At 76.1% G+C, this 25,639-nt stretch carries 28 protein-coding genes; 15 read left to right on the top strand and 13 right to left on the bottom strand.

From position 1 onward, the window contains the following. Nucleotides 1-1,836: FUSC family protein (locus tag OO57_RS20635; RefSeq protein WP_051778016.1), on the bottom strand; the 1,836-nt coding region annotated here is incomplete at its 3' end. A 268-nt stretch (nucleotides 1,837-2,104) separates the two neighbouring features. Here OO57_RS20635 and OO57_RS20630 point away from each other — a divergent pair. Beyond that, nucleotides 2,105-3,388 (top strand): MFS transporter, encoded by a 1,284-nt coding sequence (locus OO57_RS20630; RefSeq protein WP_051778015.1) that lies wholly within the window; start codon nucleotides 2,105-2,107, stop codon nucleotides 3,386-3,388. Between the two features lie 89 nt (nucleotides 3,389-3,477). Then, nucleotides 3,478-3,747, top strand: a complete 270-nt coding sequence (locus tag OO57_RS20625) for an acylphosphatase (protein ID WP_199811293.1) — start codon at nucleotides 3,478-3,480, stop codon at nucleotides 3,745-3,747. A 38-nt stretch (nucleotides 3,748-3,785) separates the two neighbouring features. Here the strand turns inward: OO57_RS20625 and OO57_RS20620 are convergent, their stop codons facing one another. Further along, nucleotides 3,786-4,259 carry a cytidine deaminase gene (locus OO57_RS20620; protein WP_051778014.1) on the bottom strand — a complete coding sequence of 158 codons (474 nt, stop codon included), beginning with the start codon at nucleotides 4,257-4,259 and terminating at the stop codon, nucleotides 3,786-3,788. Nucleotides 4,260-4,337: 78 nt separating this feature from the next. On the opposite strand from OO57_RS20620, the gene OO57_RS20615 reads away from it, so the two are divergent. The 3 genes from OO57_RS20615 (at nucleotide 4,338) to OO57_RS20605 (ending at nucleotide 5,987) form a co-directional block, all read left to right on the top strand. After that, nucleotides 4,338-4,964, top strand: a complete 627-nt coding sequence (locus OO57_RS20615) for a DinB family protein (RefSeq protein ID WP_033254025.1) — start codon at nucleotides 4,338-4,340, stop codon at nucleotides 4,962-4,964. A 196-nt stretch (nucleotides 4,965-5,160) separates the two neighbouring features. Then, the gene (locus OO57_RS20610) at nucleotides 5,161-5,349 is read left to right on the top strand and encodes a hypothetical protein (RefSeq protein WP_033254024.1); all 189 of its coding nucleotides are present in this window, start codon (nucleotides 5,161-5,163) and stop codon (nucleotides 5,347-5,349) included. Beyond that, nucleotides 5,346-5,987, top strand: a complete 642-nt coding sequence (locus OO57_RS20605) for a hypothetical protein (protein WP_158715180.1) — start codon at nucleotides 5,346-5,348, stop codon at nucleotides 5,985-5,987. The genes OO57_RS20610 and OO57_RS20605 overlap by 4 nt, the downstream gene beginning before the upstream one ends. Before the next feature lie 72 nt (nucleotides 5,988-6,059). Here OO57_RS20605 and OO57_RS20600 read toward each other — a convergent pair whose 3' ends face one another. From OO57_RS20600 to OO57_RS20590, 3 genes are all read right to left on the bottom strand, one after another. After that, nucleotides 6,060-7,451, bottom strand: coding sequence for an NAD(P)/FAD-dependent oxidoreductase (locus OO57_RS20600; RefSeq protein WP_033254022.1), 1,392 nt, complete (start codon nucleotides 7,449-7,451; stop codon nucleotides 6,060-6,062). A gap of 75 nt (nucleotides 7,452-7,526) precedes the next feature. Next, nucleotides 7,527-7,892, bottom strand: coding sequence for a cupin domain-containing protein (locus OO57_RS20595; protein ID WP_033254021.1), 366 nt, complete (start codon nucleotides 7,890-7,892; stop codon nucleotides 7,527-7,529). Next, entirely contained in the window at nucleotides 7,889-9,472 is a 1,584-nt protein-coding gene (locus OO57_RS20590; RefSeq protein WP_051778013.1) for an APC family permease, read from the bottom strand. Before OO57_RS20590 ends, OO57_RS20595 begins: the two co-directional genes overlap by 4 nt. 286 nt (nucleotides 9,473-9,758) lie before the next feature. Between OO57_RS20590 and OO57_RS20585 the strand changes: the two genes are divergently transcribed. From OO57_RS20585 to OO57_RS20575, 3 genes are all read left to right on the top strand, one after another. Beyond that, complete coding sequence (locus OO57_RS20585) at nucleotides 9,759-10,877, top strand: PP2C family protein-serine/threonine phosphatase (protein ID WP_033254020.1); 1,119 nt, start codon at nucleotides 9,759-9,761, stop codon at nucleotides 10,875-10,877. A 480-nt stretch (nucleotides 10,878-11,357) separates the two neighbouring features. Continuing rightward, on the top strand, nucleotides 11,358-12,383 hold the full coding sequence (locus tag OO57_RS20580) for a 2-dehydropantoate 2-reductase (RefSeq protein ID WP_234337427.1): 1,026 nt from the start codon (nucleotides 11,358-11,360) through the stop codon (nucleotides 12,381-12,383). A gap of 60 nt (nucleotides 12,384-12,443) precedes the next feature. Beyond that, complete coding sequence (locus OO57_RS20575; RefSeq protein WP_033254019.1) at nucleotides 12,444-13,250, top strand: phosphotransferase; 807 nt, start codon at nucleotides 12,444-12,446, stop codon at nucleotides 13,248-13,250. A 131-nt stretch (nucleotides 13,251-13,381) separates the two neighbouring features. Here the strand turns inward: OO57_RS20575 and OO57_RS20570 are convergent, their stop codons facing one another. Together OO57_RS20570 and OO57_RS20565 are read right to left on the bottom strand one after the other, a co-directional pair. Continuing rightward, nucleotides 13,382-14,323 carry a GNAT family N-acetyltransferase gene (locus tag OO57_RS20570; protein WP_033254018.1) on the bottom strand — a complete coding sequence of 314 codons (942 nt, stop codon included), beginning with the start codon at nucleotides 14,321-14,323 and terminating at the stop codon, nucleotides 13,382-13,384. A 238-nt stretch (nucleotides 14,324-14,561) separates the two neighbouring features. Continuing rightward, complete coding sequence (locus tag OO57_RS20565) at nucleotides 14,562-15,245, bottom strand: maleylpyruvate isomerase N-terminal domain-containing protein (protein WP_033254017.1); 684 nt, start codon at nucleotides 15,243-15,245, stop codon at nucleotides 14,562-14,564. 49 nt (nucleotides 15,246-15,294) lie between these two features. Here OO57_RS20565 and OO57_RS20560 point away from each other — a divergent pair, with 49 nt between their 5' ends. Then, entirely contained in the window at nucleotides 15,295-16,149 is an 855-nt protein-coding gene (locus OO57_RS20560) for a hypothetical protein (RefSeq protein ID WP_158715179.1), read from the top strand. Nucleotides 16,150-16,168: 19 nt separating this feature from the next. Here the strand turns inward: OO57_RS20560 and OO57_RS20555 are convergent, their stop codons facing one another. After that, nucleotides 16,169-16,930: a hypothetical protein gene (locus tag OO57_RS20555; protein ID WP_033254016.1), complete on the bottom strand. Its 762-nt coding sequence runs from the start codon at nucleotides 16,928-16,930 to the stop codon at nucleotides 16,169-16,171. A gap of 103 nt (nucleotides 16,931-17,033) precedes the next feature. Between OO57_RS20555 and OO57_RS20550 the strand changes: the two genes are divergently transcribed. The 5 genes from OO57_RS20550 to OO57_RS20530 all read left to right on the top strand — a co-directional run bounded on the left by OO57_RS20550 (nucleotide 17,034) and on the right by OO57_RS20530 (nucleotide 20,377). Further along, complete coding sequence (locus OO57_RS20550; protein WP_418909901.1) at nucleotides 17,034-17,906, top strand: AraC family ligand binding domain-containing protein; 873 nt, start codon at nucleotides 17,034-17,036, stop codon at nucleotides 17,904-17,906. Next, complete coding sequence (locus tag OO57_RS20545; protein WP_081973831.1) at nucleotides 17,903-18,616, top strand: AzlC family ABC transporter permease; 714 nt, start codon at nucleotides 17,903-17,905, stop codon at nucleotides 18,614-18,616. Before OO57_RS20550 ends, OO57_RS20545 begins: the two co-directional genes overlap by 4 nt. Then, a complete protein-coding gene (locus OO57_RS20540) occupies nucleotides 18,613-18,915 on the top strand; it encodes an AzlD domain-containing protein (RefSeq protein WP_033254013.1) in 303 nt (100 codons plus the stop codon). The genes OO57_RS20545 and OO57_RS20540 overlap by 4 nt, the downstream gene beginning before the upstream one ends. A 92-nt stretch (nucleotides 18,916-19,007) precedes the next feature. Continuing rightward, the gene (locus OO57_RS20535; RefSeq protein ID WP_033254012.1) at nucleotides 19,008-19,577 is read left to right on the top strand and encodes a DUF4240 domain-containing protein; all 570 of its coding nucleotides are present in this window, start codon (nucleotides 19,008-19,010) and stop codon (nucleotides 19,575-19,577) included. Next, nucleotides 19,574-20,377, top strand: coding sequence for a hypothetical protein (locus OO57_RS20530; RefSeq protein WP_051778011.1), 804 nt, complete (start codon nucleotides 19,574-19,576; stop codon nucleotides 20,375-20,377). The genes OO57_RS20535 and OO57_RS20530 overlap by 4 nt, the downstream gene beginning before the upstream one ends. Nucleotides 20,378-20,383: 6 nt before the next feature. Here OO57_RS20530 and OO57_RS20525 read toward each other — a convergent pair whose 3' ends face one another. The 3 genes from OO57_RS20525 to OO57_RS20515 all read right to left on the bottom strand — a co-directional run bounded on the left by OO57_RS20525 (nucleotide 20,384) and on the right by OO57_RS20515 (nucleotide 23,061). Continuing rightward, nucleotides 20,384-21,016 carry a GNAT family N-acetyltransferase gene (locus OO57_RS20525; protein ID WP_234337426.1) on the bottom strand — a complete coding sequence of 211 codons (633 nt, stop codon included), beginning with the start codon at nucleotides 21,014-21,016 and terminating at the stop codon, nucleotides 20,384-20,386. 53 nt (nucleotides 21,017-21,069) lie between these two features. After that, nucleotides 21,070-22,491, bottom strand: coding sequence for an MFS transporter (locus tag OO57_RS20520; protein WP_033254011.1), 1,422 nt, complete (start codon nucleotides 22,489-22,491; stop codon nucleotides 21,070-21,072). Between the two features lie 117 nt (nucleotides 22,492-22,608). Then, nucleotides 22,609-23,061, bottom strand: a complete 453-nt coding sequence (locus OO57_RS20515) for a MarR family winged helix-turn-helix transcriptional regulator (RefSeq protein WP_033254010.1) — start codon at nucleotides 23,059-23,061, stop codon at nucleotides 22,609-22,611. Between the two features lie 273 nt (nucleotides 23,062-23,334). Here OO57_RS20515 and OO57_RS20510 point away from each other — a divergent pair, with 273 nt between their 5' ends. Beyond that, nucleotides 23,335-24,090, top strand: coding sequence for a hypothetical protein (locus tag OO57_RS20510; RefSeq protein WP_033254044.1), 756 nt, complete (start codon nucleotides 23,335-23,337; stop codon nucleotides 24,088-24,090). A gap of 146 nt (nucleotides 24,091-24,236) precedes the next feature. Here OO57_RS20510 and OO57_RS43980 read toward each other — a convergent pair whose 3' ends face one another. Beyond that, nucleotides 24,237-24,716, bottom strand: coding sequence for a hypothetical protein (locus tag OO57_RS43980; RefSeq protein ID WP_051778010.1), 480 nt, complete (start codon nucleotides 24,714-24,716; stop codon nucleotides 24,237-24,239). A gap of 38 nt (nucleotides 24,717-24,754) precedes the next feature. Then, complete coding sequence (locus OO57_RS20500; RefSeq protein WP_234337425.1) at nucleotides 24,755-25,384, bottom strand: hypothetical protein; 630 nt, start codon at nucleotides 25,382-25,384, stop codon at nucleotides 24,755-24,757. Nucleotides 25,385-25,639: the final 255 nt, after the last annotated feature.

The raw sequence follows: 25,639 nt of genomic DNA, 5'->3' as shown, positions 1-25,639 counted from the left end.
GCGGTCGAGGGCGTCGGCGGCCGCGGCGAGGGCGCGGGTGAGGGTGCGGGCGGCGGGGGTGGCGGGGGCGGGGGCGCCGTGGTCGCGTTCGACGGCGTACGCGGTGGCGGCGTCGGCGAGGCGTTCGGCGTGGACGGTCAGGCGCAGCCAGTCGGGTTCGGCCGGTGCGCCGGGGCGGAGTTCGGCGGCGGCGTTCTCGGCGGCGGCGCGGGCCTGGGCGAGGGTGCGGTAGGCGGTGCGGCGCAGTTCGGCGCGGCGGGCGGCGTCGTCCTCGGCGGCGGGGCGGTCCGGGTCCTGGCGTTCGGTCAGCAGGACGTGGTCGAGGTAGCGCTGGGTGTGCCGCAGGGCGTGCGCGGCGCGCTGGCCGACCCGGGCCCGGGTGTCGGCGAGGCCGGGCAGGTGGCCCACCAGCAGGACGAGGGCGCAGGCGAGCGTGGTGTCGGCGAGCCGTCCGGGGGCGGCGCCGTGGTCGCCGCCGGTGGTGACGAAGGCGAGGACGGTGACGGTGATGACGGCGGTCTGCGCGGCGAAGTGGCGCTGCGCGACGGGGATCAGCGCCCCGGTCGCGGCGACGGCGGCGACCGGCCACCACGGGCCGGGGGGCGCGGGCGCGAGCGCGGCGACCAGCAGCACCCCGGCGACCGTCCCGGCGAAGCGGTTGACGACCCGGGAGAACAGCGGCCCCAGGTCGGGCTTGACCAGGAACGCGGCGGTGACCGGCAGCCAGTACCAGTGCCCGGCCCGCAGCCCCAGCGCGAGCGCGGCGCTCGCGGCGACGCACACCCCGACCCGCACCCCGTACGCCCGCCCGGCCCGTCCCCACGGGCGCACCGCCGGCACCGCCGGCACCGCCCCGGGCCCCCCGGGCCGCGGCCCGGGCCGTGCCCCCAGCACCCATCCGGCCAGCCTGCGGCGCAGCCCGTAACCGCGCACCCGCTCGGTCCCCGGCGCTCCCTCCGCCCCCGGCGTCTCGCCGAAGGCGGTGGCGGCCCGCAGCACGGCCCGGTCGAAGGCCGCGGTGGCGGGCGTCTCGGCGGCGGGGACGGGCAGCGGGCCGGGGAGGCGGTCGGCGCGGACGGCGTCGGCGAGGCGGCGCGGTCCGGTGGCGAGCCGGGCGGGCAGCGGGCGGGCGTCGCGCAGCAGGGCGACGCCCGCCTCGCTGAGGGCGGACGCGGCGGCGAGCCGGGTGCGCAGGGTGTGGTGGTGGTCGGTGCGGAGCTGTTCCCCGGCCCGGTCGAGGGCGGCGGTGAGGCGGCGGCGGGCGGTCTCGGCGCGGTCGGTGCCGGTGGCGTCGAGGGCGTCGGCGAGGGCGTCGAAGACCGCGGCGACGGCGTGCCGTTCGGCGTGCAGGGGCCGCGGGTGGGTGGTGAGTTGGCGCAGCAGCAGGAGCCAGCCCGCACCGGCCAGGTAGCAGGCGGCCTTGGCCCAGCCGGGCAGCGGGACGGGCATGCCGCAGCCGAGCACGGTCAGCACCGTCAGCTGGACGGCGGCCGCGGAGGCGACCGGCCCGGTGACGCTGATCGCCCCGCTGAGCACGCCGACCGCACCGAGCAGCGGTACCGCCCACCAGCCGGTGGCGGCGCCGAGCAGCAGGCCGAGGGCCCCGGCGAGCGCGGGCACCGCCTGCTGGACGGCGCCGGTGCGCCGCCCGGCGGGGCGGTCGTTGACGCCCGCGAACATCGCGCCGAGCCCGGCCAGCACGCCTTCGGCGGGCCGTCCGGCGGCGACGGCGAGCCCCAGCGGCACCGCCATCCCGGCCGCGCCGCGCACGGTCGCCGCCCAGGGCACGGGGCCGCGCTGCCAGCGCAGCGGGTGGGTGAGCCAGTCGGGTCGCACTCGTCTGCTGTCCGTGGGGACCCCCTCCTCGCGTACGCCTGTTCCCTTGTCCTCCCCGCAGCCTAGGTGTGGATCTTGTCGCGCCCGCTGCGCCCGCGTTACGCCGCGATGACGACCGTCCACCGGCGGCCGTACGTCGTACCGTCGGATGATCGCAGCGGAGTTGTCCACAGGCTGCGGGAAAACCACGTGCTGAGCCCCCGGGCCGCCGATTAGCCTCCCCTTCGACTCGACCGGAACGGGACGAACGCGAAGAAGGTGGGCACCTGTGGGGCGCAAGGGCGGCGGCGGCCGCGGTTTGGGGCGCGGTTTCACCTCGCTGTGGTCGGCGGCGGCGGTGTCCTCGCTGGGGGACGGGATCGTGTCGGCCGCGGCCCCGCTGCTGGTGACGTCGCTGACCAGGGATCCGGTGCCGGTCGCCCTGTCGGTGTTCGTGCAGCAGCTGCCGTGGCTGCTGCTGGCCCCGGTCAGCGGGGTGCTGGTGGACCGGGTGGACCGCCGACGGCTGACGGTGGCGGCGAACGCGGCGCGCGCCGTGCTGACGGCGGTGCTGGCGGCCGTGGTGTACGCGGGGGCGGTGTCGCTGCCGCTGATCTACACGATCGGCCTGCTGCTGGGCAGTTGCGCCGCGCTGGGCGACAACGCCTCCTCGGCGCTGCTGCCCGCCGTGGTCGACTCGACGGACCTGCCGCGCGCCAACTCCCGGATGTTCGGCACCGAGTCGGTGCTCAACCGGCTCTGCGGCCCTCCGCTCGGCGCGGCCCTGTTCGGCGTCGCCGCGGGGCTGCCGCTGACGGTCGACGCCCTGAGCTTCGCGTGCGCCGCCGCCCTGGTCTCGACGCTGCGCCTGCTCCCCCGTCCGGAGCCCGCCCGCCCCTCCCCCGCCGAACGGGTGCCGCTGGGCCGCCAGTTCGCCGACAGCGCGCGCTGGCTGTGGCGGCGGCCCGCGCTGCGGACGCTCACGCTGGCGCTGTGCCTGATGAACGTGACGCTGCTGGCGTCCTTCTCCGTCATGGTGCTGTACGCCCGCGAGCACCTGGGCCTGTCGGGGTTCGGCTACGGCCTGCTGTTGACCGCCTCGGCGGTCGGCGGCCTGGCGGGCGCGCTGGTCGCCCCGCGCCTGCAGGCCAGGTTCTCCGCCTCGGTGCTGCTGCGGATGGGCCTGGTGCTGGAGACGCTGACGCACGCGGGCCTGGCGCTGGCGGGCTCGCCGTGGGTCGCGGGCGCGGTGCTGGGCGTGTTCGGCGTGCACGGTGCGATCTGGGTGAGCGTGGACCGGACGCTGGTGCAGCGCGCCGTGCCGGACGAACTCCGCGGGCGGGTCAACAGCGCCTTCATGGCGCTGGCGGTCGGCGGATCGGCCCTCGGCGCGCTGCTCGGCGGCCCGATCGCCCGGCTGTTCGGCCTGACCGGCCCGTTCTGGTTCTCCGCCGCCGTGATGACCGGCCTGACGCTGTTCGCCTGGCGCCCCTTCGGCCGCAGCATCGACCACGCGGTCCCCGCCCCCGCCCCGCTCCCCACCGCCCCCGACCCCGTCTCCGCCCCCACCTGACCCACCCTCACCAGCGCGTCCTGCCGCCCGCCCGCTCCCTCCCTGCGGTATAACCCTGCTGGCAGCGACGACGAAAGGCAGGTGGCGGGGTGATCCGGCGGCGCGTACTGGTCTCGGGCACGGTGCAGGGCGTCTTCTTCCGCGACTCCTGCCGCCGGGCGGCCGCGGAGGCGGGCGTCGCGGGCTGGGTGCGCAACCTGCCGGACGGCCGGGTCGAGGCCGTCTTCGAGGGCGACCCCGCACCGGTCGACCTGATGGTCGCCTGGATGCGCCACGGCCCGTCCCGCGCGGTGGTCGAGCACGTCGAGGTGCTGGAGGAGCAGCCGGAGGGCCTGCTGGTCTTCGCCGTCACCACCTGACCGGCGTCCCTGTCAGCCGTCCCTGTCGGCGGTTTCCGTCAGCCCTCGGCTACCTCCCCGTGCCCGGGCACCTCCCCCTCCCCGTCCTCGTACGGCCACACGTCGTCGGGGAACACCCGGGCGAACCAGTGCGGTTGGACGTCCCGCAGGCGCAGGGTGCGCCAGCGGCGCGGGTCCTCGGGGAGGGGGACGCCGACCTCGACGTCCGGGCCGTGGGCGAACAGGCGTTCCTGGCAGACGCCGCAGGGGGCGAGCACCCAGAAGCCGCGGTCGCCGTCGGCGGCGGTGACGCAGACCGAGGCGACCACCCGGCGGCCGAGTTTGAACGCCTCGCAGAGCGCGCCGGTCTCGTGGCACAGCTGGACCGCACCGTTGGGGGCCTGGGGAGCGGTGCTGGTGAGCACGGTGCCGTCGTCCAGGCGCAGGGCCGCCGCACCCGCCCAGTCCTGACCGGGGAAGCGGTGGCGGGTCAGTTCGGTCGCGGCGTCCACGAGGGCGCGGTCGATGGCCATGGCCGGAACGCTACCGAACCGGGCCCGGGCGGTGAAAAGGGTTTGTGACCGGCGCCCGGCCGCGGACAGACTCCGTCCATGACGGAGACGGACGGTCGACTCGCCGCGACCAAGCGGGATCTGAAGCTGTACCTGCAGGACGCCAGGGACGCCTTGGTGTGGAAGCTCGACGGCCTGTCGGAGTACGACGTCCGCCGCCCGCTGACCCGCTCCGGGACGAACCTGCTGGGGCTGGTGAAGCACCTGACGGGCGCGGAGGCGGCGTACTTCGGCGCCGCCTTCGGGCGGCCGTTCGCGGGCGGTCCGGGCCTGTGGGTGGCGGGTGACGCCGAGCCGAACGCCGACCTGTGGGCGCGGCCGGAGGAGAGCCGGGAGTCCCTGCTCGACGGGTACCGCCGGGTCTGGGCGCACGCGGACGCCACCGTCGACGCGCTGCCGCTGGACGCGCTCGGCGAGGTCCCGTGGCCGCCGCACAGCAAGCTGACGCTGGGCCGGATCCTGCTGCACGTGGTCGCCGAGACCCACCGGCACGCGGGCCACGCCGACCTGGTCCGCGAACTCGTGGACGGCGCGACCGGCCTGCGCCCGGGCGGCCCGGTCCTCCCCGAGGGCGACGCGGCCTGGTGGTCGGCCCACCGCGCGCAGGTGGAGCGCGCCGCCCGCGAGGCGGCCGCCGCGGCCGGGGAGCACCTGCCGGAGGATTGAGCCGACCGTCGGCCGCCCCCGTCCGGCGCCGCCCCCCGCAGACCGTCGCCGCACAGCCCGCGGACGGTGGAGCGGGAGGGGCGCGGGAGGGAGCGGGGAGGGAGTACCGCCGGAGCGGGGCCCGCGCCTCTGGAACGATCTTCCCGACCGACCGACCGACGTCCGCGAGCACGACGACCTGCGCCACTACCCGGCGGTGCGGCGCGGCGGCGGGCGGGTGGTGTACGGCAACGGCGAGCAGGTCGCGACGGTCGCGGACCGGCTGGACGCGGGCTCGTCCCCGCTGGAGGCCCTGGACGGCCCGGACTTCCCGCTCCGGACTCCCCGGCACCGCGCGCCGGTCACTGGACGAACGGCCACCCGGCCGACCACGATGGCGGTATGACGGACAGTCAGCCGGAAGAGCCGCCGGAGGCGGGCGGGCGTCGCGGGCGCCCCGACTGGGGAGCGGTGGCGGCCCTGTCGGGCGTGGCCGCGGCCCTGGTGGCCGTGGTCGCCTACCTGCTGCCCCCGGACCAGCCCCGTCCCGCCCCCTCCCCCGCCCCGACAGCGGTCTCCTCCCCGGCGCCCTCCCCGGAACGCACCAGTCCGAGGCCCGCCCCGTCCGAATCACCGTCACCGGAACCCGAGCCGGAACCGGAACCGGAACCGGAACCGGAGCCCGAGCCGTCGTTGGAACCCGAGCCGGAGCCCTCGCCGCCCGCCGTGGTTCCCGCCCCGCTGCCCGCGGTCGTCCCGGCCGGGTGCCGCGAGGCCTCCGCCGCCGTCGCCTCCTACCGCCGCAACGCCGGGTCCTCCCGCGGCTCGCAGGCCGACGCCGCGAACCTCGCCTACCAGGGCCTGATGCGGGCGGGCACCGACGCGGACCCGCCCGTCCGCCCGACGGTCCTGCGCCTGGCGCAGGAGTTCCAGGAGCTGGGCTTCCGGCTGAGCGGCATGGTGATGGCCGACCCCAACGAGGTGATCGCCGACATCAACGCCGACCTCCCCGTCCTGGACCGCCTGTGCGGCAACGGCTCCTGACCGGGGGAAGGCGGCGGCCGCCCGCACGCGGGGGCGTGCGGGCGGCCGGGGCGGTGCGGGGCCGGGAGGGCGTCAGCTGTCGAAGCCGAGGCCGAGCTTGTCCATGGTCTTGAGCCAGAGGTTGCGGCGGCCGGCGTTGCGGTCGGCGCGGTCCAGGGACCACTTGGTGAGGCCGATCCCGGCCCAGCGGACGGGTTCGGGCGGGAAGGGCAGCGGCTTGCGGCGGACCATCTCCAGGGCGGTGCGTTCGGTGGGCTCCCCGGCGAGGAGGTCGAGCATGACCTCGGCGCCGAAGCGGGTCGCGCCGACGCCGAGGCCGGTGTAGCCCGCGGCGAGGGCGACCTTGCCGCGGTACGCGGTGTCGAAGAAGGCGGAGAACCGGGTGCAGGTGTCGATGGCGCCGCCCCAGGCGTGGGTGAACCGCAGGCCTTCGAGCTGCGGGAAGGTCTGGAAGAAGTGCCGGGCGAGGGTCTGGTAGGTCTGCGGCCGCTGGTCGTACTCGGCCCGGACCTTGGCCCCGTAGTGGTAGACGGCGTCGTAGCCGCCCCACAGGATCCGGTTGTCGGCGGAGAGCCGGTAGTAGTGGAACTGGTTGGCGCTGTCGCCGATGCCCTGGCGGCCCTGCCAGCCGATCGCGGCGAGCTGGGCGGCGTCGAGCGGTTCGGTCATCAGCGCGTAGTCGTAGACCGGCACGGTGTACGGGCGGATCCGCTTGACCAGGGACGGGAAGACGTTGGTGCCGAGGGCGACCTGGCGGGCGAGGACCCGGCCGTAGGGGGTGCGCACGGCCATGCCGGGGCCGGACTCGGCGATGTCGAGCGCCTTGGTGTGCTCGAAGACCCGCACGCCGAGCCGCTCGCAGGCCTGCTTGAGGCCCCAGGCGAGCTTGGCGGGGTGGAGCATCGCCACGCCGTCCTTGTCCCAGAGCGCACCGAGGTAGGTCGGGGAGGCGACCTGGGCGCGGACGGCGTCGGCGTCCAGGAACTCGTAGTCGCCGTACTGCGCGGCGAGCTCGTGCAGTTCGGCGAGCTCCTCGACCTGGTGGGGCTCGGTGGCGACGTCGAGTTCGCCGGTGCGCTCCCAGTCGCAGTCGATGCCGTGCCTGGCCACCGCGTCCTCGATGGACTGCAGGTTGCGGGCGCCGAGCTGTTCGAGCGCGGCCATCTCGTCGGGCCAGCGCTCCAGGCCGTTGCCGAGGCCGTGGGTGAGGCTGGCGGCGCAGAAGCCGCCGTTGCGGCCGGAGGCGGCCCAGCCGGCCTGTTCGGCCTCGATCAGGACCACGTCGCGTCCGGGGTCCCGTTCCTTGGCGATCAGGGCGGTCCACAGGCCGCTGTAGCCGCCGCCGACGACCAGCAGGTCGCAGCGGACGTCGCCGGTGAGGGCGGAGTTCGCGTCGGGGCGGCCCGGGTCCTCCAGCCAGAACGGGGTGGGTTTGGCGTCCCGCAGTGCGTGTACGGGGTCCATGCTCTCGGTTCCTTGCCTAGGGAGGGTGCGGCCCGGCCGTGAGGGCGGCCGGGCCGTCGGGTCCTGCGGGGGCCGTCAGGCCTCGGCCGCGTCCGGGCCGAGGTTGACGGTGTAGACCTTGCGGAGCGTCTCGTGGACGGTCCAGGTGGTCCGGTCGCCTTCGCGGAGCACCGCGAGGTCGCCGGGGCCGAGTTCCAGGACCGGCCCGTCCTGGAACTCGACGGTGGCGCGGCCGCTGAGGACGACGAACACCTCGTCGGCCTCGGTGTCGGTGACCACGCCGGGGGTGATCTGCCAGATCCCGTGGACCTGGCGCCCGTCGGCGGACTCCCGGACCACCTTGCCGGTGACCTCGGGGGTGCCGGAGACGATCTGCCCGGGGTCGAGCGGCTCGGGCTCCAGTTCGGCGTCGGGGACGTGCAGGGCGAAGCTGTTGATCATGCTTCGACGCTATCCGCCCCGGTGCCGCTGACGGCCTTGTCAGTGTGTGCCGAGTCCGCCGCCCGCCCTGACAGCCCGTACGCCCCGTCCCCGGCCTCGGCGACCCGGCCGTCCCCGGCCTCGGCGTCCCGACCGTTCGCGGTGGCCCGGTCGGCGGCGGCGGAGGTCCGGGCGGCCTTGCGGGCGGCGAGCAGCGGGTAGAGCAGCAGGGAGGCGCCGACCACGATCAGGCAGTAGACGACGGCCTTGGTGCCTTCCTCGCTGTACTGCTGGATCGCGGCCCAGGCGCTGACGCCGAGCAGGCAGGTGGCGATCAGGGCGATGCTCCACCAGCCGCCGGGGATCTTGTAGGGGCGCTCCAGGTGGGGTTCGCGGATGCGCAGCGCGATCAGCGCGGCGACCTCCAGCAGGATGCCGATGTTGGTGAGGAAGACGTCGTAGATCACCAGGCTCTGGAAGCTGGAGAAGCAGAACAGCGCGTAGACCACGGAGGAGCCGATGATCGAGGCGATCGGCATCTTGTAGCGCTTGCTCTCCTTGGAGACCCACCTGGGCAGGTAGCCGTCGTGCGAGAGCGAGGAGGGCAGCCGGGAGTAGGAGGCGAGCAGCGCGGAGAACATCGCGACCGAGGCGAACAGGCCGCCGATGGTGACGACGTACTGCAGCCAGGGCCCGGCCAGTCCGCCGGCGATGTCCGGGAGCGAGCCGTCCTTCCAGCTCTTCCAGCCGTTCTCGCCGCCCGCGCCGACGGCCAGGGAGGCCAGCGAGGGCAGCAGGTAGCCGGCGACGATCAGCAGCACGGACCAGAACAGCGCCCTGGGCAGGTGCTTCCTCGGGTTCTCCATCTCGCCGGCCACGGTGGAGACGGAGTCCCAGCCGGAGTAGTTCCACATCACGATGAACAGGCCCGCGCCGAAGGCGTTCCAGGTGGACTGGCCCTGTTCGGCGGTCATCGAGGAGACCGGGTTGGTGCCCTCGGTGACCAGCTGGTAGAGGCCGACGGCGGTGAGGACCAGCATCGGGGTGAGGCAGATGATCGCGAACGCCACCGAGGAGTCGCCGACCCAGCCCGCGCCCATCAGGTTCAGCAGCGTGAAGAGCAGGATGACGCCGACGCAGATCACCCAGTTCAGGTCGACCTGGATGTCGGCCTTGTACAGGTGGAACTCGAAGAACACGTGCTGCCCGGGGGCGACGGCGCTGATCAGGCTCGACAGGTAGGAGGTGAACATGACCGGGTACAGCGCCATGTCGACGAAGCTGCACACCCACTGGAGCAGGCCCTGCTGGAAGGCCCAGAACCGGCCGAGGCCGCGCTTGACCCAGTGGTAGTAGCCGCCCTCGACGGGGATGGCGGTGCCGAGTTCGGCGCAGACCAGGGCGTGCGGCACGCTGTAGATCAGCGGGGCTACCAGGATGAGCAGGATGCCCATGCCGGGGCCGGAGGTCGAGAACAGCGGCTCGATGCCGTAGGCGCCGCCGGAGACGCTGAAGAAGATCAGGGCAACCAGCGGGACCAGGCTCACGCGCTTGGGCGTCGCCCACCGGTTCTCCGGCGGGGCCACGGGGATGGCGGTCATTTTCACCTTGGCAATCGGGGTCGGCGCGGACGTGTCGTCGTTCCGGACGCACGGGGTTTCGAAGGCACGAGTCTGACCGCCCCGTTGACATAGGACAATCATTCAATCTGTCAGGCGTCCTGTTGCGCCTCTGACAGAGTGCCGGGCCCCGGACGACGCCCCGTCAGGACCGCAACCTGCCAGCTCAGGTGGCATCCCCCCGGCCGCACCCCGGAGCGGCAGCGGCCACCGCCCCGCCCGCGCCTCCCACACCCCGGCGGGCGGCGCCGGTAGCGTTCTCCGGGTCATGCCCACCATCAACGACCAATCCCCCGCCGACCGCTCCCGACCCTTCCTGACCAGGATCGTCCGGCTCTCGCCCTTCCTGCTGATCGCCCTGTCGGCGGTGGCGGACGCGGAGACCCCCGCCGGACAGCGCTACGACCGGTTCGTGGCGGCCGCGCCCGCCCTCGCCGCGGCGACCTGGGGCTCCTTCGGGACGCTGGTGATCGGCCTGCTCGCGGTGGCCACCGAGGTCGTGCTGGCGCTGCTCCGGGACGGGCAGGTCGGCGCGTCGGCGGCCTCGGTGATCGCCGCGACCGTCACCGTCACCCTGGCCGCCTCGTACACCTCCGGGATGCGGGTGCGCCGCGAACGCGACCTGGCCCTGGTGCGCTCGGTGGCGCGCACAGCGCAGCAGGTGGTGCTGCGCCCGCTGCCGGACCGGATCGGCGGCGTCGGCCTGGCGCTGTACTACAACGCGGCGGCGGAGCAGGCGCAGATCGGCGGCGACCTGTACGAGGCGGTGCGCACGCCGTTCGGGGTGCGGATCATCCTGGGTGACGTCCAGGGCAAGGGCCTGCCCGCGGTGGAGATGGCGGCCGCGCTGCTCGGCTCGTTCCGGGAGGCCGCGTACGACGCGAAGGACCTGCCCGCGCTGGCCAGCCGGCTGGAGATCGGCCTGCAGCGGTACGCCGAGCGGGCCACCTCCCTGGACGCCTCGGAGCGCTTCGCCACCGCCGTGCTGCTGGAGGTCCCGGACGACCGGCCGGAGGCGTACCTGCTCAACTGCGGCCACCCGCCGCCGGTGCTGCTGCGCCCGGACGGGACGGTGCGGCCGGTCGAGCCGCGGGTGCCGCTGCCGCCGCTGAACCTGTCGGCGCTGGTGGCCAGCGACTACCACCCGCAGACCGTGCCGTTCGGGCCCGGCGACCGGGTGCTGCTGTACACCGACGGCGTCAGCGAGACCCGGGACCGGCGCGGCGAGTTCTACCCCCTGACCGAACGGCTGGCCCGCTGGACCGCCGCACCGGACGTCGAACTCCTGGAGAACCTCCGCCGCGACCTGCGCCGCTACGCGGGCGGACCGGCCGACGACGACGTGGCGGCCCTGGTCGCCGCCCGCCTGGTGCCGCCCAGCGGTTGAGGGCCGCGGGGCGAGCCCTCCGAGCGGGCCGTCCGCCGGTTGAGGCTCGCGGGGCGTGCCGCCAGGGCCGTACGGGGCCCGGCCAGGGCGAAGCCGGTCAGCTCGTAGGAGCCGGTGGTCCTCCACCAGGTGCCGGGCCCGGCCGTCCGCCCGGTACAGGCCGTCGTCGGCGGGGCGCCGCCCGCCCTCCCGCCACTGGACGAGTGCGTTCGCGCACCGCCCCCTGCCCGGGCGTCCCGGCGGTCACACCTCCCCGGGCCCGCCACCCCGGACCGTCACCCGGCGTGCACCTGCCCGCCGCGCGCCCGTACCGCTTCCGTACCGCGCCCGCGCTCGCACCTGCGCTCGCACCGCGTCTGCACCGCCCCGGCGGGTGGACCTTTCACGACCGGGCGGTAACCTCTGGCACGACCGGGCGGCACCCTCCGGGCCGTCGGCCGTGGGGCCGTGCCGCTGACGCCGTTGTCGAAGGAGCCGCCGGTGTCCGAGAACCGTACGAAGCTGCCGCTGCGGATCGCCGTGTTCGGGGCGGGCAGCATCGGCTGCCGACTGGGCGGGGCGCTGGCCGCCCGGGCCGACGTGACGCTGATCGGGCGGCCCGCCGCGATGGCCGAGCTGGACCGGGCGGGCCTGACCCTGACCGGCCCCGGCGACCGCCGCCTGCACGCCCGGCCGCGCACCGCCGTGGACGCCGCGGCCGCGGCGGGCGCCGACTACGTGCTGGTGACCGTCAAGTCCGCGGACACCGCGGCCGCGGCCCGGCTGCTCGACCCGCACCTGGACGGGCGCAGCACCGTCGTCAGCTTCCAGAACGGCCTGCACAACGCGCTGGCGCTGCGCGAGGCGCTGCGCGGCCGGACGGTGCTGGCCGGGATGGTGCCGTACAACGTGGTGCGCACCGGACCGACCTCCTTCCACCAGGGCACCGGCGGGGAGCTGATGGTCGAACGGGCGAGCAGCGCCCGGCGGTTCGCGGACGCGGCGGCCGCCGCCGGACTGCCGGTGCAGCTGCGCGCGGACATGCCGCGGGTGCAGGCGGCGAAGCTGCTGATGAACCTCAACAACGCCGTCAACGCGCTCTCCGGCCTGCCGCTGCGCGAGCAGCTCGGCAGCCGCCCGTACCGGCTGGTGCTGGCCCGCTGCCAGCGCGAGGCGCTGGCGGCGTTCGCGGCGGCGGGGCTGGCCCCGGCCCGGCTGACGCCCGTCCCGCCGCAGTGGATGCCGTCCGTGCTGGGGCTGCCCGACGCGGTGTTCCGCCGGGTCGCGGCGGCGAGCCTGCGGGTGGACGCCCGGGCCCGCTCCTCGATGTGGGAGGACCTGCAGCGCTCCCGCCCCACCGAGATCGGCGAACTGCAGGGCGAGGTCGTCGCGCTGGCCGAGCGCCACGGCCTGCCCGCCCCGGCCAACCGCCGCCTGCTCGACCTGGTCCGCGCGGCCGAGGAGGCCGCCGCCCCGCCCGCCTGGTCCGGCCCGGCCCTGCTCGCGGCCCTCGACGAACGGCCCTGACACCCGGCCCTGGCGCCTGTCCCTGACGCCCGGCCCTCCCCGAGGAGTCGACCCATCGCCATGCCCCAGCAGTGGACCACCCACGGCGTCGACCTGCTGCCCGACTCGGTGCGCAAGCGCTTCCGCCCGGACGCGAACGGCGAACCGGAGCGGGAGTGGCGGGCCCTGACCCTGCTCGACCGGTACGCCCCCGGGCTGGCCCCGCGGCCGCTCGCCCTCGCCGACGGCGTCGTCACCATGTCCCGTCTGCCGGGCGCCGCCCTGCGCGGCACCGCCTTGACCGGCGCCCACCTGGACGCGCTGGCCCGGGCGGTGCTGCGCCTGCACCGCGCCGTACCGGCCGGGGTCGCCGCCCGGCTACCGGCCCGGCGCTGGGACGTCCGGGAGTCCGCCGACGCGGTCCGCGCCCGGGCCGGGGCGACCGCCGCCCACCCCGACCCCGAGGTCGGCCGCGCCCTGGCGGCGGGCCTGCGCTGGCTGGACGGCGCCGAGGCCGCCCTGCACGCGGGCGGACCGGCAGCGGCCCCCGTCCTGGGGCAGGCCGACGGCAACCTCGCCAACTTCCTCTGGGACGGCACCGACGTCCGACTGGTCGACTTCGAGGACTCCGGCCGCTCCGACCACCCCTACGAACTGGCCGAGATGGTCGAGCACGTCTCCGCCTGGGTGGACACCGACCTGGACGCCGCATCCTTCCTGTCCCGCTTCCCGCTCTCACCCGCAGAGGCCCGCCGCCTGCTGGAGTGCCGCCGCCTGTTCGCCCTGCTCTGGCTGGTCTTCCTCACCGCCGACCCCGCGACCGCGGCCCGGAACCCACCCGGCACCGGCCGCCGCCAGGCCCGGCGGCTGCTCGCCCTGCTCGGCTGAGCGATCCGCTGCGCGGCTGAGCGGCCCGCTGCCCGGCTGAGCGGCCTGCTGCCCGAGTGAGCAGGTCGCCGCCCGGCCGGACGGTCTGCTGCTCGGCCGAGCAGAACGCCGCCCGTCCCTCCGGCGGTTCGTCAGGCCGGGAGGCTCTTCTCCAGCACCACGGAGGTGTACCGCACCGTCATGCCGACCTTGAGGTACAGGTCGAGCGCGCCCGTCCCGGAGTGCGTCCACAGCGTGCAGCGGCTCAGTCCGGCGTCCCGGCAGGCCCGGAAGGTGTGCTGCAGCAGGTGGCGGGCGATGCCGCGGTGGCGGTGGGCGCGGTCGACGGCGAGGCTGTCCACGTAGCCGTCGCCGGTGCCGGGCTGGTCGAGGGCCAGGGCGACGCCGACCACCCGGCCGTCGGCGTCGGAGACGGCGAGCGGTGAGCGTTCGGGGGCGAAGGTCTCGCGGTGGACGGCGTGTTCGGCCCACTCGGCGAAGTCCATCCGGCGCGCCTTCCAGTCCGCGAACGCCTCCTCCACCACCCGGTGCGCCTCGTGCTCGTCCTGCGCGTCGCCGCCCCGGAACGGGCGGACGGTGATGCCCTCGGGGCCGGGCCCGGGATCGGCCGCTCCGGGCAGCTCGTCCAGGGCGATCTCCAGCAGCCAGCTGGCGCCCTTCGGCCGGTACCCGTAGGTGCGCAGCATCGCGAGGCCCGTCGCGTCCAGGTCGGCGACGACCTGGACGAGCTTGCCGACGCCCTGCTCGACGGCCCGGCTCTCCATCCAGCCCAGCAGGGCGGTGCCCAGGCGGCGGCCCCGGTGCGCGGGGTGGACGCGGCACTCGCAGCGCCGGTCGGTCCACGCCCAGGCGGCCGGGCTGCCGTCCGGCCCGTGCACCAGCAGCGCGTCGGCGGCGGGGTCGAACCCGGGGCGGGCCAGCACCGCGCTGAGCTCCCCCGCGTCGGCCCCGGCCGCCGCGTCGCCGTGCAGGTCCCGTTCGCAGGCGGTCACCAGGTCGAGGACGGCGGGCAGGTCGGCGGACGGGTCGAGCGGCCGGGCGGTGTATCCGGCGGGCAACTGGGCCTGGGCCATGGGCGTGGGTCCTTCCTCGCGAGGGGTCGGTCTGTCGGTCCGCGGCGGACCAGCAGACCGGTGCGGCGGAGCGGCTCGGCGGTGCGGTGCGGCTCGGCGGTGCGGTGCGGACGGGTGGCGCGGCCCGGGGAGGCGCACGGTGCCGCGCTCCGCTCCTCCTCCTTCCCGTGCCCCGGGGCCCGAACTCCCCGCCGACGGGCACACCTCGGCGGCCGCACCTCGGCGGGCGCCCGGCCGGTCAGCCCAGGGTGAGCCAGGTCAGCCCGGTGCGGGCGAGGACGTCCTGCTCGGCGCGGTCGAGCGGGGTGCGGCCGGTGGCCTTGCGCAGGAAGGCGGGGCGGTCCCAGCCGAGTTCCGCCCGGACGGCGTCCGGGTCGGCGTCGCCGTCCGCCAGCAGCAGGGCGTCCAGGAGGTCGGCGGCCGGTCCGGTCAGCCATGGGGCGTGGTCGAGGGCGTCGGCCAGGTCGAGTCCGTGGACGGCGAGTTCGACCACCCGGGTGGTGAGGAAGTCGGTCAGCAGCATCGGGTCGCCGTGCCTGGTCCGCACCACCCGCCCGTCCGGTTCGGCCCGGCAGCGGCGGTCGGCGTCCCGCCAGGTGCGCGCGTGCTCGGCGAGGAGCGCGGGTCCGTCGGCGGCCCGGTCGCGGGCGAGCGCGATCCGGTCGGCGTTGGCCGTCGGGGCGAAGCGGGCGTCGGGGCGGTAGTACTCGGCGGCGGTGACCTCGGCGCGGGCGGGCGCGGGGGCGTCCAGCATGCCGTCCAGTCGGCCGACGACCACCACCACGTGCGCGAAGAGTTCGGCGACCGTCCAGGGCGCGCACCGGGTGGGCCGCCGCCAGGCCGCCTCCCCGACCCCGCTCAGCGCCTTCTCCACCGCGGCCGCCTCCGCCGCGAACGCCTGCTGCACCGCTCCCCTGTCCATGCCCCGACGCTACTCCAACCCCGCGCGCCGGAGACACTAGGCTGCCGCCATGACGGCTTCTACGGGACCGGACGCGGAACCCGGCGCGGAACCCGGCGCGGAACGTGGCGCAGGGCACGGCGCAGGGCGCGGCGCGAAACCCGATCCGGAGTTCGGTGCGGCGCTGACTCGGCTGCTGGCCCGGCGCGGGCCGGCGGCGGCCGAACTCCCGGAGGCCGCCGAGGCGTTGGCCTCCGACCTGCGGCGGGAGCCCGGGCTGCTGCGTCGGCTGGCCCCGGCGCTGGGGTTGCACGCCGCCGACCTGTTCGTGCTCGCCGGGCTGCCCGTCCCGGACGACTTGGCGCCGTTGGACGCGATGGCCGCGCAGTGGGCTCCGCACCTCGTGGAGGACTGCGTGCACCTTCCGGCGGCGGGCCGGGGTGAACTCCTGCGGGCCGTCCGCTCGTTCCCGCAGCAGGAGCGGCCCGCCGACGACCGCCGGACGACGTGGATCGGCGTCGAGCCGAGCGGTCTGCGCGGGCCGGGCGGGAAGGTGATCCGGATGTTCCGCCGGCGGAACCTGAGTTTCTCGGGTCTGGCGCGCACCATGGCGGTGGTGACGCCGAGCTACCTGGCGGCGAGCACCTACCACGGGATCGGCGCCAGCCGGGTGGAGCTGACGCCCGCCCTGGTCGTGGACTTCGCCGCGCTGCTGGGGATCGACGCGCTCGACCTGTCCGCGCTGACGGGCGTCGCGCTGCCCCAACCGCCCCCGCCCGCCGCGCCGGAGGCCGTGGACGCGGCGGCGCTGCTGTGGGAGGCCCGCCGCCTCTCCGTCGCCCAGGCCGAGGAGGCCGCGGAACTGGCGTCCGCGCTGCGCGGGGAGCCCCGCAACCACTACCTGCTGAACCTGCCGGGGTCCTGACGCCGTCCGCCGATGGGTCTCAGCGCAGTCCGGTGGCCGGTGACCGGATGAGGACGCAGGTGAAGCCGACGCTCCGGTCGGCGCTGTCGTCGCAGCGCACCTCCCGGTCGCAGAAGGCGTCCAGCAGTTCGTCCGGCGGGACGACCGCGAAGTGCTCGGAGTCCGGGTCGGCGAAGTGGTGGACCTCGATCGATCCGGCGCGGACGCAGCGGAGCAGCGGGGCGAGTTCGGCCGCCACGTGGGCCCGGAGCTCCTCGCCCGCGAGGTCGGTCGGCAGGTCGGCGAAGATGCCGTACGGGCCGGTCAGCCAGCCGCCGGACTCCGTCGCGCAGATCCGGACGGCCTTCTCGGCCTCGTCGAACTCCGCCCACTGCGGCTGCTGTCGGCGTCCGGTCGGGTACGCCACGGCCTCCCAGCGGGCGTTGCCCTCGGCGGTGGCGCGGACGCTCAGCACCGGGCCGCCGTACCGCCAGGTCGCGGGGTCGGCCAGCGCCCGTTCCAGTTCCGGGCCGGACACCTGCTGTTCGCCGTCCGACCTGTACCAGCCGCGGTGCACCGTCAGCCATCCGGCGCCGACCAGGCGGAGCGTCGCCGCCGCCAACTCGGGCACCCGGGCCAGCTGTTCCGACACGGTGGCGCCGCGGTGCGCCGGGACGTCGGGCGAACCCGTCCAGCGCAGCACCGAGTTGACGTGCTGCGGGGTGTTGCCCAGCTGGTGTCCGGCCACGGCGCGGCGCACCAGTACCTGTTCGGTGAGCGTCAGGTCGTGCCAGTCCTCCATGGCGGTGATCCTCGCACGGGGCCGGCCGGAACGAGCGGGCCTGGACCGGTTCGCGGGGCGGCGGGCAGAATCGGGGCACCGACTCCTCCCCGCACCAGCCCGGGTGGCCACCTTGTCCGCAGAGCACGCGACCTTCTCCGTCCACCGGGCGCTGCCGCAGGTGGAGCTGTTGGACGCCCACTACGTCGAGCACGCCTTCGGGCGGCACACCCACGACACCTACGTGGTCGCGGCCATCACCGCGGGCGTGGAGGAGTTCCACCACGGCGGCGGGGTCGAGCGCGCGGGGGTCGGGACGGTCGCGCTGGTCAACCCCGAGACCGTCGTGACCGGCCACGCCGGGGTGCCGGAGGGCTGGGGGTACCGGGTGCTCTACCCCGCGGTGGAGAGCGTGCTGGACGCCGCCGCCGACCTGCGGCCCGCCGGTGCGGGTACGCCCGCCTTCAGCACCGCCGTCGCCCACGACGGCGAGCTGGCCCGGCTGGTCCACGCGGTGCACGGGGCGGTGGCGCGGGACGACGCGCTGGCCGCGTCCACGGCCTTCCGCCTGCTGGTGGCGCGCCTGTTGCGCGCCCACTCCGCGCCCCGCGCCGTCCGGTGCGCCGCCTCCGCCGGGGCGTCGGCCGTGGCGGAGGCCCGCGAGCTGCTGCGGGCCCGCCTCGTCGACCCGCCGGGGCTGGAGGAGTTGGCCGCCGCCGTCGGGGCCCGGCCCTTCCCGCTGCTGCGGGCCTTCCGCGAGGCCCACGGGCTGCCGCCGCACGCCTGGCTCAACCAGCAGCGGGTGGCGGCGGCCCGGTCGCTGCTGCGCCGGGACGTGCCGCCGGCCGAGGCGGCGGTCGCGGTCGGCTTCGTCGACCAGGCGCACCTGGCCCGGCACTTCCGCCGCAGCGTCGGCGTCCCGCCCGGTGCCTACCGCCGGGCGGTGCAGGAACGTACAAGACTCCCGGTGGCGGCTCGCGGCACCGTGGGGGCATGACAGTCACCACCCAACCTTCCTGCGCCGAGGGGCGCGCGGACCGGCCCGCCCGGGCGGTGCTCCGGGACTCCCTCACCGTCGGGGTCGGCGTCGGGATCTCCGGGGTCGCCTTCGGTGCCGCCGGGGCGGGCGCCCACCTGACAGTGGCCCAGACCTGCGCGCTCAGCCTGCTGGTCTTCACGGGGGCCAGCCAGTTCGCGCTGGTCGCCGCGCTCGCGGCGGGCGCCGCCCCGCTGGCCGCCGTGGCGGGGGCGCTCTTCCTCGGCGTCCGCAACGCCTTCTACGGGATGCGACTGGCCGAGCGGCTGCACCTCCCGGTCGCGCTGCGCCCGCTGGCCGCGCAGCTCGTCATCGACGAGACCGCCGCCGTCACCCTCGCCCAGCCGGACCGGCGCACCGCGCGCCTCGGCTTCACCGCCACCGGGGTCAGCCTGTTCGCGCTGTGGAACCTCAGCACCCTGCTCGGCGCGCTCGGCGCGGGCTCCCTGGGCGATCCGGCCCGCTACGGGTTGGACGCCGCCGGACCGGCCGTCTTCCTGGCCCTGCTCGCGCCCCGGCTGCGCGATCCGCGCGAGCGCCGGGTGGCTGCCGTCGCGGTGGTGCTGGTACTGGCCGGAACTCCGGTGCTGCCCACGGGTGTTCCGGTGCTGCTGGCGCTGGCGGCCGTGCCGCTGGTGGGCCTGGCGGCGCGGGGGAGGTCGGGCCGGTGACCGTCTGGATCGCGGTGCTGGCGACCGCCGCGGGCTGCTACCTGCTGAAACTGCTCGGCCTGTGCGTCCCGGCCCGCCTGCTGGACCGCCCGGCGGTGCGCACCTTCGCCACCCTGGCACCGGTCGCCCTGCTCGCCGCCCTCACCGCCCAGCAGACCCTCGTCCACGGCCACCTCCTCACCGCCGACGCCCGGCTCGCCGGCCTGGCGGCCGCCGCCCTGGCCCTGTGGCGCCGGGCCCCGTTCCTGGTGGTGGTGCTCGCCGCGGTCGCCGCCACCGCCCTGGTCCGACTGGCCTGACCCGGCCGGGCCGACCCGGCCGCCCGGGGGCCGGGTGCTCCCGGTCCCCGGGGTGGGGGCGCTGTCGGCGGGGCCCGGCATGATGCCCCGTCATGGACATCGACGAGTTCTGGGCCCTGATCGAGCAGGCCCGCGGCCCGCAGGCGGACACCGACCCGGGCCCGGAGGTGGGCCCGGAGGTGGGCGGGGCGGTCGCCGGGCGGGCGGTCGCGTTGCTGGCGCGGCGTCCGGTTGCGGAGATCCGCGCGGCGGGCCTGGTCCTGGACGGGCTGCTGGCCGGTTCCTACCGCGCTCCGCTGTGGGGGGCCGCGTACCTGCTCAACGGCGGGTGCTCGGACGACGGGTTCGACTACTTCCGGGGCTGGCTGGTCGTCCAGGGGCGGGAGGTCTTCGAGCGGGTGGTGGCGGATCCCGACCTGCTGGCCGGGCTCCCGGTGGTGCGTGCCGCCGTCGCGGCGGGGATCGACCTCGACTGCGAGGACGCCCTCGGCATCGCCTGGGACGCCCACCGCGAGGCCACCGGGGCCGAGCTCCCGCTGCCCGGGTCCCCGGTCCGGCTGCCGGATTTGGATCCGGAGTGGGACTTCCACTTCGATGACCACGACGAACTGTCCCGCCGCCTGCCCCGGTTGGCCCGACTCTGCAGCGAGGGAACCCCGTGACCGAGACGCCCACCACCGAGACCCCGGTGACCGAAACCGCCCCCGGGGCCGTCCCCGCTCCGGAGGACCTGGCGGCGCTGGTCGACGTGCTGCTGGCCGAGGCCGGGCCGGGGGCCGACCGGGCGGAGTTGGCGGGGGCGGCCCGGGCCGCGTTCGGGGCGGAGCGTCCGCGGCCGCTGGCGGGTGCGTGGTGGTTGGCGGTGCCCGGGGAGGGCTACCTGGCGGCGTTCGAGGTGCTGGGGTTGCACGACCGGGTCCCGGTGACGGTGCGCGGCGGCGAGGCCGCGCAGGTGGACGACACGAAGCGGGTGGACGGGGAGGTGGTGCACCGGGTCTTCGTGACGCCGGAGTACGCGGGCTGGCGGCTGGTGTTCGCGGAGTCGCCTATCGGCAGTTGCGCCTGGTGGCCGACCACGGTGGCGGAGTCGCTGAGCGCGGCCTGCGGGCGGGCGCAGGTGTTCTACGAGGACCCGCACGCGGACGCGGTGATCTGGGTGGCCGCCGAGGGCGGCGCGGTGGTGCGTTCGTACTGGCGGGCGAGCGAGCCGGAGTGGGAGGGCGGGCCGCTGCCGTGGGAGGAGGTCCTGACGGTGGACGACTTCGAGGACGAGGACGAGTTTGCGGACGTCTACCAGGAGCCGAACGCGTCCGAGGCGCAGAGCGTCCGGGTCGCCGCCCGCCACCTGTCGGTCGACCCCGGCGGGATCGGCCCGGACACGCCGGTGCGCGGCCACGGCTGGCTGGCCCTGACCCGGGCCGGTGCGGGCCACCGGGGTTTCGGTGCGCCGCTGGAGCTCTGAACTTCCCTACTGCTGCTGCGTCCTGACGTAGCGCCACATGTCGCGCGGCCGCCCGTCCACCACCTGGTGGGCGGGCCGCAGGCCGGTGCACCGGTAGCCGGCGCGTTCGGCGGTGCGGATCGATCCGGTGTTGCCCGGCTCCACGTACAACTCGATGCCGGGCAGGGCGAGTTCGCCGAGCGCCCAGGCGGTGACGGCGCCCAGCGCGGCCGTGGCGGCGCCCCGGCGGCGGGCCGTCGGGGCGACCCAGTAACCGGCGGTCGCCCAGCCGCGCAGCGGGAGTTCGCCCACCCAGAGGCCGACGTCGCCGACCGCCCGGCCCGCCGGGTCGACGATCACGAAGGGGTAGCCCGTCCCGATCTCGGTGCGGCGCCACTGGCGTTGCAGGTACGCCGCCGCCGCGGCCGGGCTGTACGGGCTCGGCACGGTGGTGGTCAGCGGGATGTACGGGTCGGTCGCGGCCTCCCTGAGCAGCCCGGTGTCGTCCGGGCTCCAGCGGCGCAGCCGGAAGCCGTGCGCGGCCGGGAGTTCCGGCACCGTCCTGGGCAGCAAGCCGTGCGCGGCCGGGAGTTCCGGCACCGTCCTGGGCAGCAAGCCGTGCGCGGCCGGGAGTTCCGGCACCGTCCTGGGCAGTTCCACGGCGGCCATCCTGCCGCACCCGCGGCCCGGGAGCCCGGGAGCCCGCCCCGCGCTCAGGCCCGGGCGGGGGTGCGCAGGGTCCGCAGGGCGCGGTCGAAGACGGTCAGCAGCAGGAACAGCAGGGCCGCGCCCAGCATGGCCCGTGCCAGTTGGTGCATTCCCGCGGTGCCCGCGTGCGGTCCGTAGGCGGCGGCGGTCACGGCGGCGGCGACCATCGAGCCGAGGTAGGCGAAGGTGCGCAGCAGCCCGGCGGAGGAGCCGGTGCGGGCCGGGTCGGACTGCAGGAAGACGGAGTTCTGCAGGGCCAGCCCGTTGGCGCCCTGCGGGACGCCGAACAGCACGGCCAGCACCAGCAGCACCCACAGCGGGCTGTGCGTGCCGAGGGTGAGCATCAGCAGGCAGGCGGCGATCTGCCCGGCCGCGCCGACCAGCAGGGTGGTCCGGATGCCGCCGCGGCGCCCGGCCAGGACCGAGACGCCGATGCCGACCAGGAAGGTCGGCGCCTGCACCAGCCCGGCCTGCAGCGGCGTCAAGCCGAAGCCCTCCTCGGTCCACTGGGCGAAGCCGTACAGGAAGGCGTAGGCGACGACGTACGCGGCCAGGGCGCGGGCGTAGGTGGCGAGCAGCGGGGTGTTGCCGCCGAGCACCTTGACGTCGATGAAGGGCTGCTCGGTGCGGCGTTCGCGGACGGTGAAGGCGACGGCGGCGGCGAGGGTGAGCGGCGGCAGGTACCAGCGGTCGGGGTGCGGGTGCATCAGGAACAGCAGCAGCGAGAGCAGCAGGACCCCGAACAGTGCCATTCCGGGCAGGTCGATCCGCCGCAGCGGCCCGGGGCCGTCGGGGGAGCGTTCCGGCGGCCCCGACCTGGGCAGGCGCAGCGCGCCGAGGGTGACGGCGAGCACCGAGAGCGGGACGTTCAGCGCGAAGGTGGCGCGCCAGCCGCCGAGGCCGGTGAGCAGTCCGCCGAGCAGCGGGCCGACCACGGCGACGGTCTGGTTGGCGACGGCCAGCAGGGTGAGCACTCCGGCGGGGCTGTCCTGCCCGGTGCGCCGGGACTCGGCGCGCAGCAGGGCCATCGCGGCCGGGTAGCCCGCGCAGGTGCCGAGGCCGAGGACGACGCGGGCGGCGATCAGCGTCCCGAGGTCGGGCGCGAGGGTGCCGACCACTCCGGCCACGCCGACCAGGCCGGTGCCGGCCAGGAACAGCCGCCGCGGCCCGAACAGGTCGATCAGCCGTCCCACCACGGGCTGTCCGAGCGCGGTGGCCAGGTACAGCGCGGACACCAGCCAGGCCGTCTGCGCGGGCGAGGCGCCGAGCGCGGCGCCGATCGGGACGAGCGCGACGGCGATGACCGTGGAGTTGATCGGGTTGAGGACGGAGCCGATCACCATCGGCGGGACGAGTCGGCGGTCGAGCGCGGGCGCCCCGCTCCGCTGGCGTCCGGGGGTGGTCACGGCGGTCGTACGGTCGGTCATGGTGCTTCTGCCGCTCACTGGTCGTGGGGGTGCCGGTGGTGGGAAGGCCGGCGGTGGGGAGGCTGGTGGCGGGAGGGCCGGTGGTGGTGGGGGGCCGGTGGTGGGGCGGCCGGGCCGTCAGTCCTGGACGATCCGTTCGAGGACGGCCATCGCGGCGATCACCGTCCGGCGCTCCTCCTCGGTGCACTTGCGCTGGAGTTCCGCGGCCAGCCACTCGCCGCGGGCCCGGCGGCCCTCCTCGCCGCGGCGCCGTCCCTCGGGGGTGAGCACGATCAGCATCCGGCGGCCGTCCTCGGGGTCGCGGCTGCGTTCGACCAGGCCCTGGGCGGCCAGGGCGGCGATGGTGGTGGCCATCGACTGGTGGCGCATCCCCTCGGCGACGGCGAGGTCGCTGGTGGTCAGGCCCCGGCCCTCGCTGTCCAGCAGCCGTCCCACGGTGGACGCCTGGGTGAGGGTGAAGTCCCCCGTTCCGGCCGCGGCCCGGATCCGGCGGCGCAGTTTGCCGATCACCGACCGCACCTGCTGCGAGGCGTGCAGGGCGGACGGCGCGGGCTCGGAGTCTTCACTCATGCTTCCCACCCTAGGTTTCCGCCCGTCGGATGTACAGTTTCCCTGTAGATCTCCGTCGATCTCCGTAGCCGTCCCCGCGCTCCGCCGGAGGACCCGTTTGGTGCGGCGCCACGACCGCTGCTACCTTTCCGGTGGCCGTGCGACAGACCGAGGAGGTGGTACCCGTGAACGCAGTATCGACATGGGTGCTCCCCTCTGGGGCCACGGTCGGGCGATAGGGAGCCCGGGAGCGCCGTTCCACGCGCATTCCCGAAAGGCACCACCGCCATGAACCTGCACTTCACCTCTGAGCGGCAGCTCGACGACGGCGTCCGCGAGCGCGAGTTCACCCTCGACGGGATCCCCGGCGTCCTGTGGACGCCCGCCTCCGCGGCCCCGTCCGCCCCCGCGCCGCTGATCCTGCTCGGCCTCCCCCCGCTCGGCCTGCACCGGATGCTGCCCCGGCTCGCGGAGCGGGCCCGGCACGCCGCCGCGGACGGCTTCGCCTCGGCGGCCCTCGAGCTCCCCGGCAGCGGCGAGCGCCCCCGCGTCCCGGCCCTCGACCGGGCCCGGGCCGAACTGCGCCGCACCATGGAGGCGGGCGAGCCGGTCGGCCCCGAACTGGTCGACGCCCTGGTCCTGCCGCTCGTCGACCTCGCCGTCCCGGAGTGCCGGGCCGCGCTGGACGCGCTGCTGGCGCTGCCGGAGGTCGACGGCCCGGTCGGCTACTCGGGCGGCGTGATCGCCGTCGGCGTCCGCCTCGCGCTCGTCGAGCCGCGGATCGCGGCCGCCGCCCTCTTCGCCGGGAGCCTGGTCCCGCGCCGCACCTTCGAGGAGGCCCGCCGGGTCACCGTCCCGCTGCACGTGCTGCTGCAGTGGGACGACGAGGGCAACGACCGCCAGGCCTCGCTGGACCTGTTCGACGCCTTCGCCTCCCCGGAGAAGTGCCTGAACGCCAACATGGGCGGCCACACCGGCGTCCCCCCGCACGCCGGGGACGCCGCGGCCGGCTTCTTCGCCCGCCACCTGAAGCGGCCGCAGCCGGAGTAGTCCCCACCCCGCGGCGGCCCGGAGCACCACCGCCCCCGGGCCGCCGCACACCCGAGCACCCTCGACGGGCCGCCCCCGACGGGCCGCTCTCGACGGGCCGCTATCGACAAACCGCCAGGCAGTCGGACCGCCAGGCAGCCGCGCCGTCAGGCGGTCGGACGGTCCGGCGGTCGGACCGGCAGGCCGAAGACCGGTTGCACCTCGTCCAGCATCCCGCGCAGCGCGGCCGCGCCCTTCGCGAGCCGGGTGTCGGGGGCGGCGGCCAGCTCCTCGGCCAGGCGCACCGCCTCGGCGTGGTCCTCCGCGAACAGGCCGGACACCTCGCGGACGGCGTCGTAGACGTACTGGCCGTGCCAGGGTTCGGCGTCCGCGTCCGCGTCCGCGAGCGCGGCCGCGACGATCGCGGTCGCCGCCCGGTCGCCGCGCCGCAGCAGGGCCCGCGCGGTCTCCAGGGTCACGTAGGTGTCCTGCGGGTCGGTCAGCAGGGCGGTCAACGCCCGGGCGGCCGCCGGGACTTCGGCGAACGGCGCGAGCCCCCGCCCGGCGTCGGCGCGGTCGACGTAGTCCTCGCTGCCCGCCAGGACGACGAGCGCGGCCACGCACGCCTCCCGCAGCCCGCTGTCCACGTGCGCCCCTTCGTCCCGGCCCCCGGGCCGGGATCGGCTCAGGGCAGGGCCACACCGTACTCGGCCAGGCCCTCGCGGAGTTCCTCGCGGTCGGTGCGGACCAGTTGCCCGCCGGTGAAGTGCTGGTCGGTGGTGAGTTCGGCGATGCAGCCGGGGGGCGGAACGAACGTTTCTGCGTCCTCGGCGTTCTCGAACTCGGCCTCGGCCAGCACCAGTCCGAGCAGCGGGCCCTCGAAGACGTCCACCCCGAGCGGGGGGACGCCCAGCCTGGTCTTGGTCAGCTCGGGGCCTGGCAGCGCCGCCAGCAGGCGGGCGTACTCCTCCTCGGAGAGGTACAGGTTGGTGATCAGGCCCTGAACGGCGCCGGGCGTGCCCGGCGGGGCGGGGAGCTTCTGGGTGAGCTTGTACGTGCACTCGCCGGTGTCGAGGCGTTCGACCCGGCGCAGGCGCAGCCGGGTGCCGTCCACGTAGCGGTCGGTGATCCGGCGGGCGGCGGTGACGCTGCCGGGGGCGGGCACCCGGTCGAGCAGGAAGCGGCGCTCCCGTTCGATCCGGGCGTACTTGCCCTCCGTCAGCCCGCACGCCGCCGGGCCCGACCCGGACGCCCCCGGGCCGGACTCCCCCGAACCGCACGCCGCCGCCGGGCCGGGTGCCAGGTGTTCCCCCATGACGTGCTTCCCCCTCGTGCTCTCCCCCGTCGTGCCCGCGCCGTCGCCGCCCGGGGCGGCGGCCCGCGCGGGCTCCCCGTCAGCCGCCCGCACCAGGGCCCCCGTCGGTACGGCGGGCGGCTGTCTCCAGAGTAGTGCGCGAACCGCTTCGGTACGGCCCGCGCGGCCGAATGTTCCCCCGGCCTGCTCGATTCCGTTCACCGGCCGGTCAGTTGACGCACCGGAACGATCGGCGACCGGTCGACCGCCGGGCGG

The sequence above is a fragment of the Kitasatospora phosalacinea genome (assembly GCF_000717185.1).
GTDB lineage: Bacteria > Actinomycetota > Actinomycetes > Streptomycetales > Streptomycetaceae > Kitasatospora > Kitasatospora phosalacinea_A.
The sequence above is the reverse complement of the archived record's forward strand: the minus strand, read 5'-3'. Positions and strand labels throughout refer to the sequence as shown.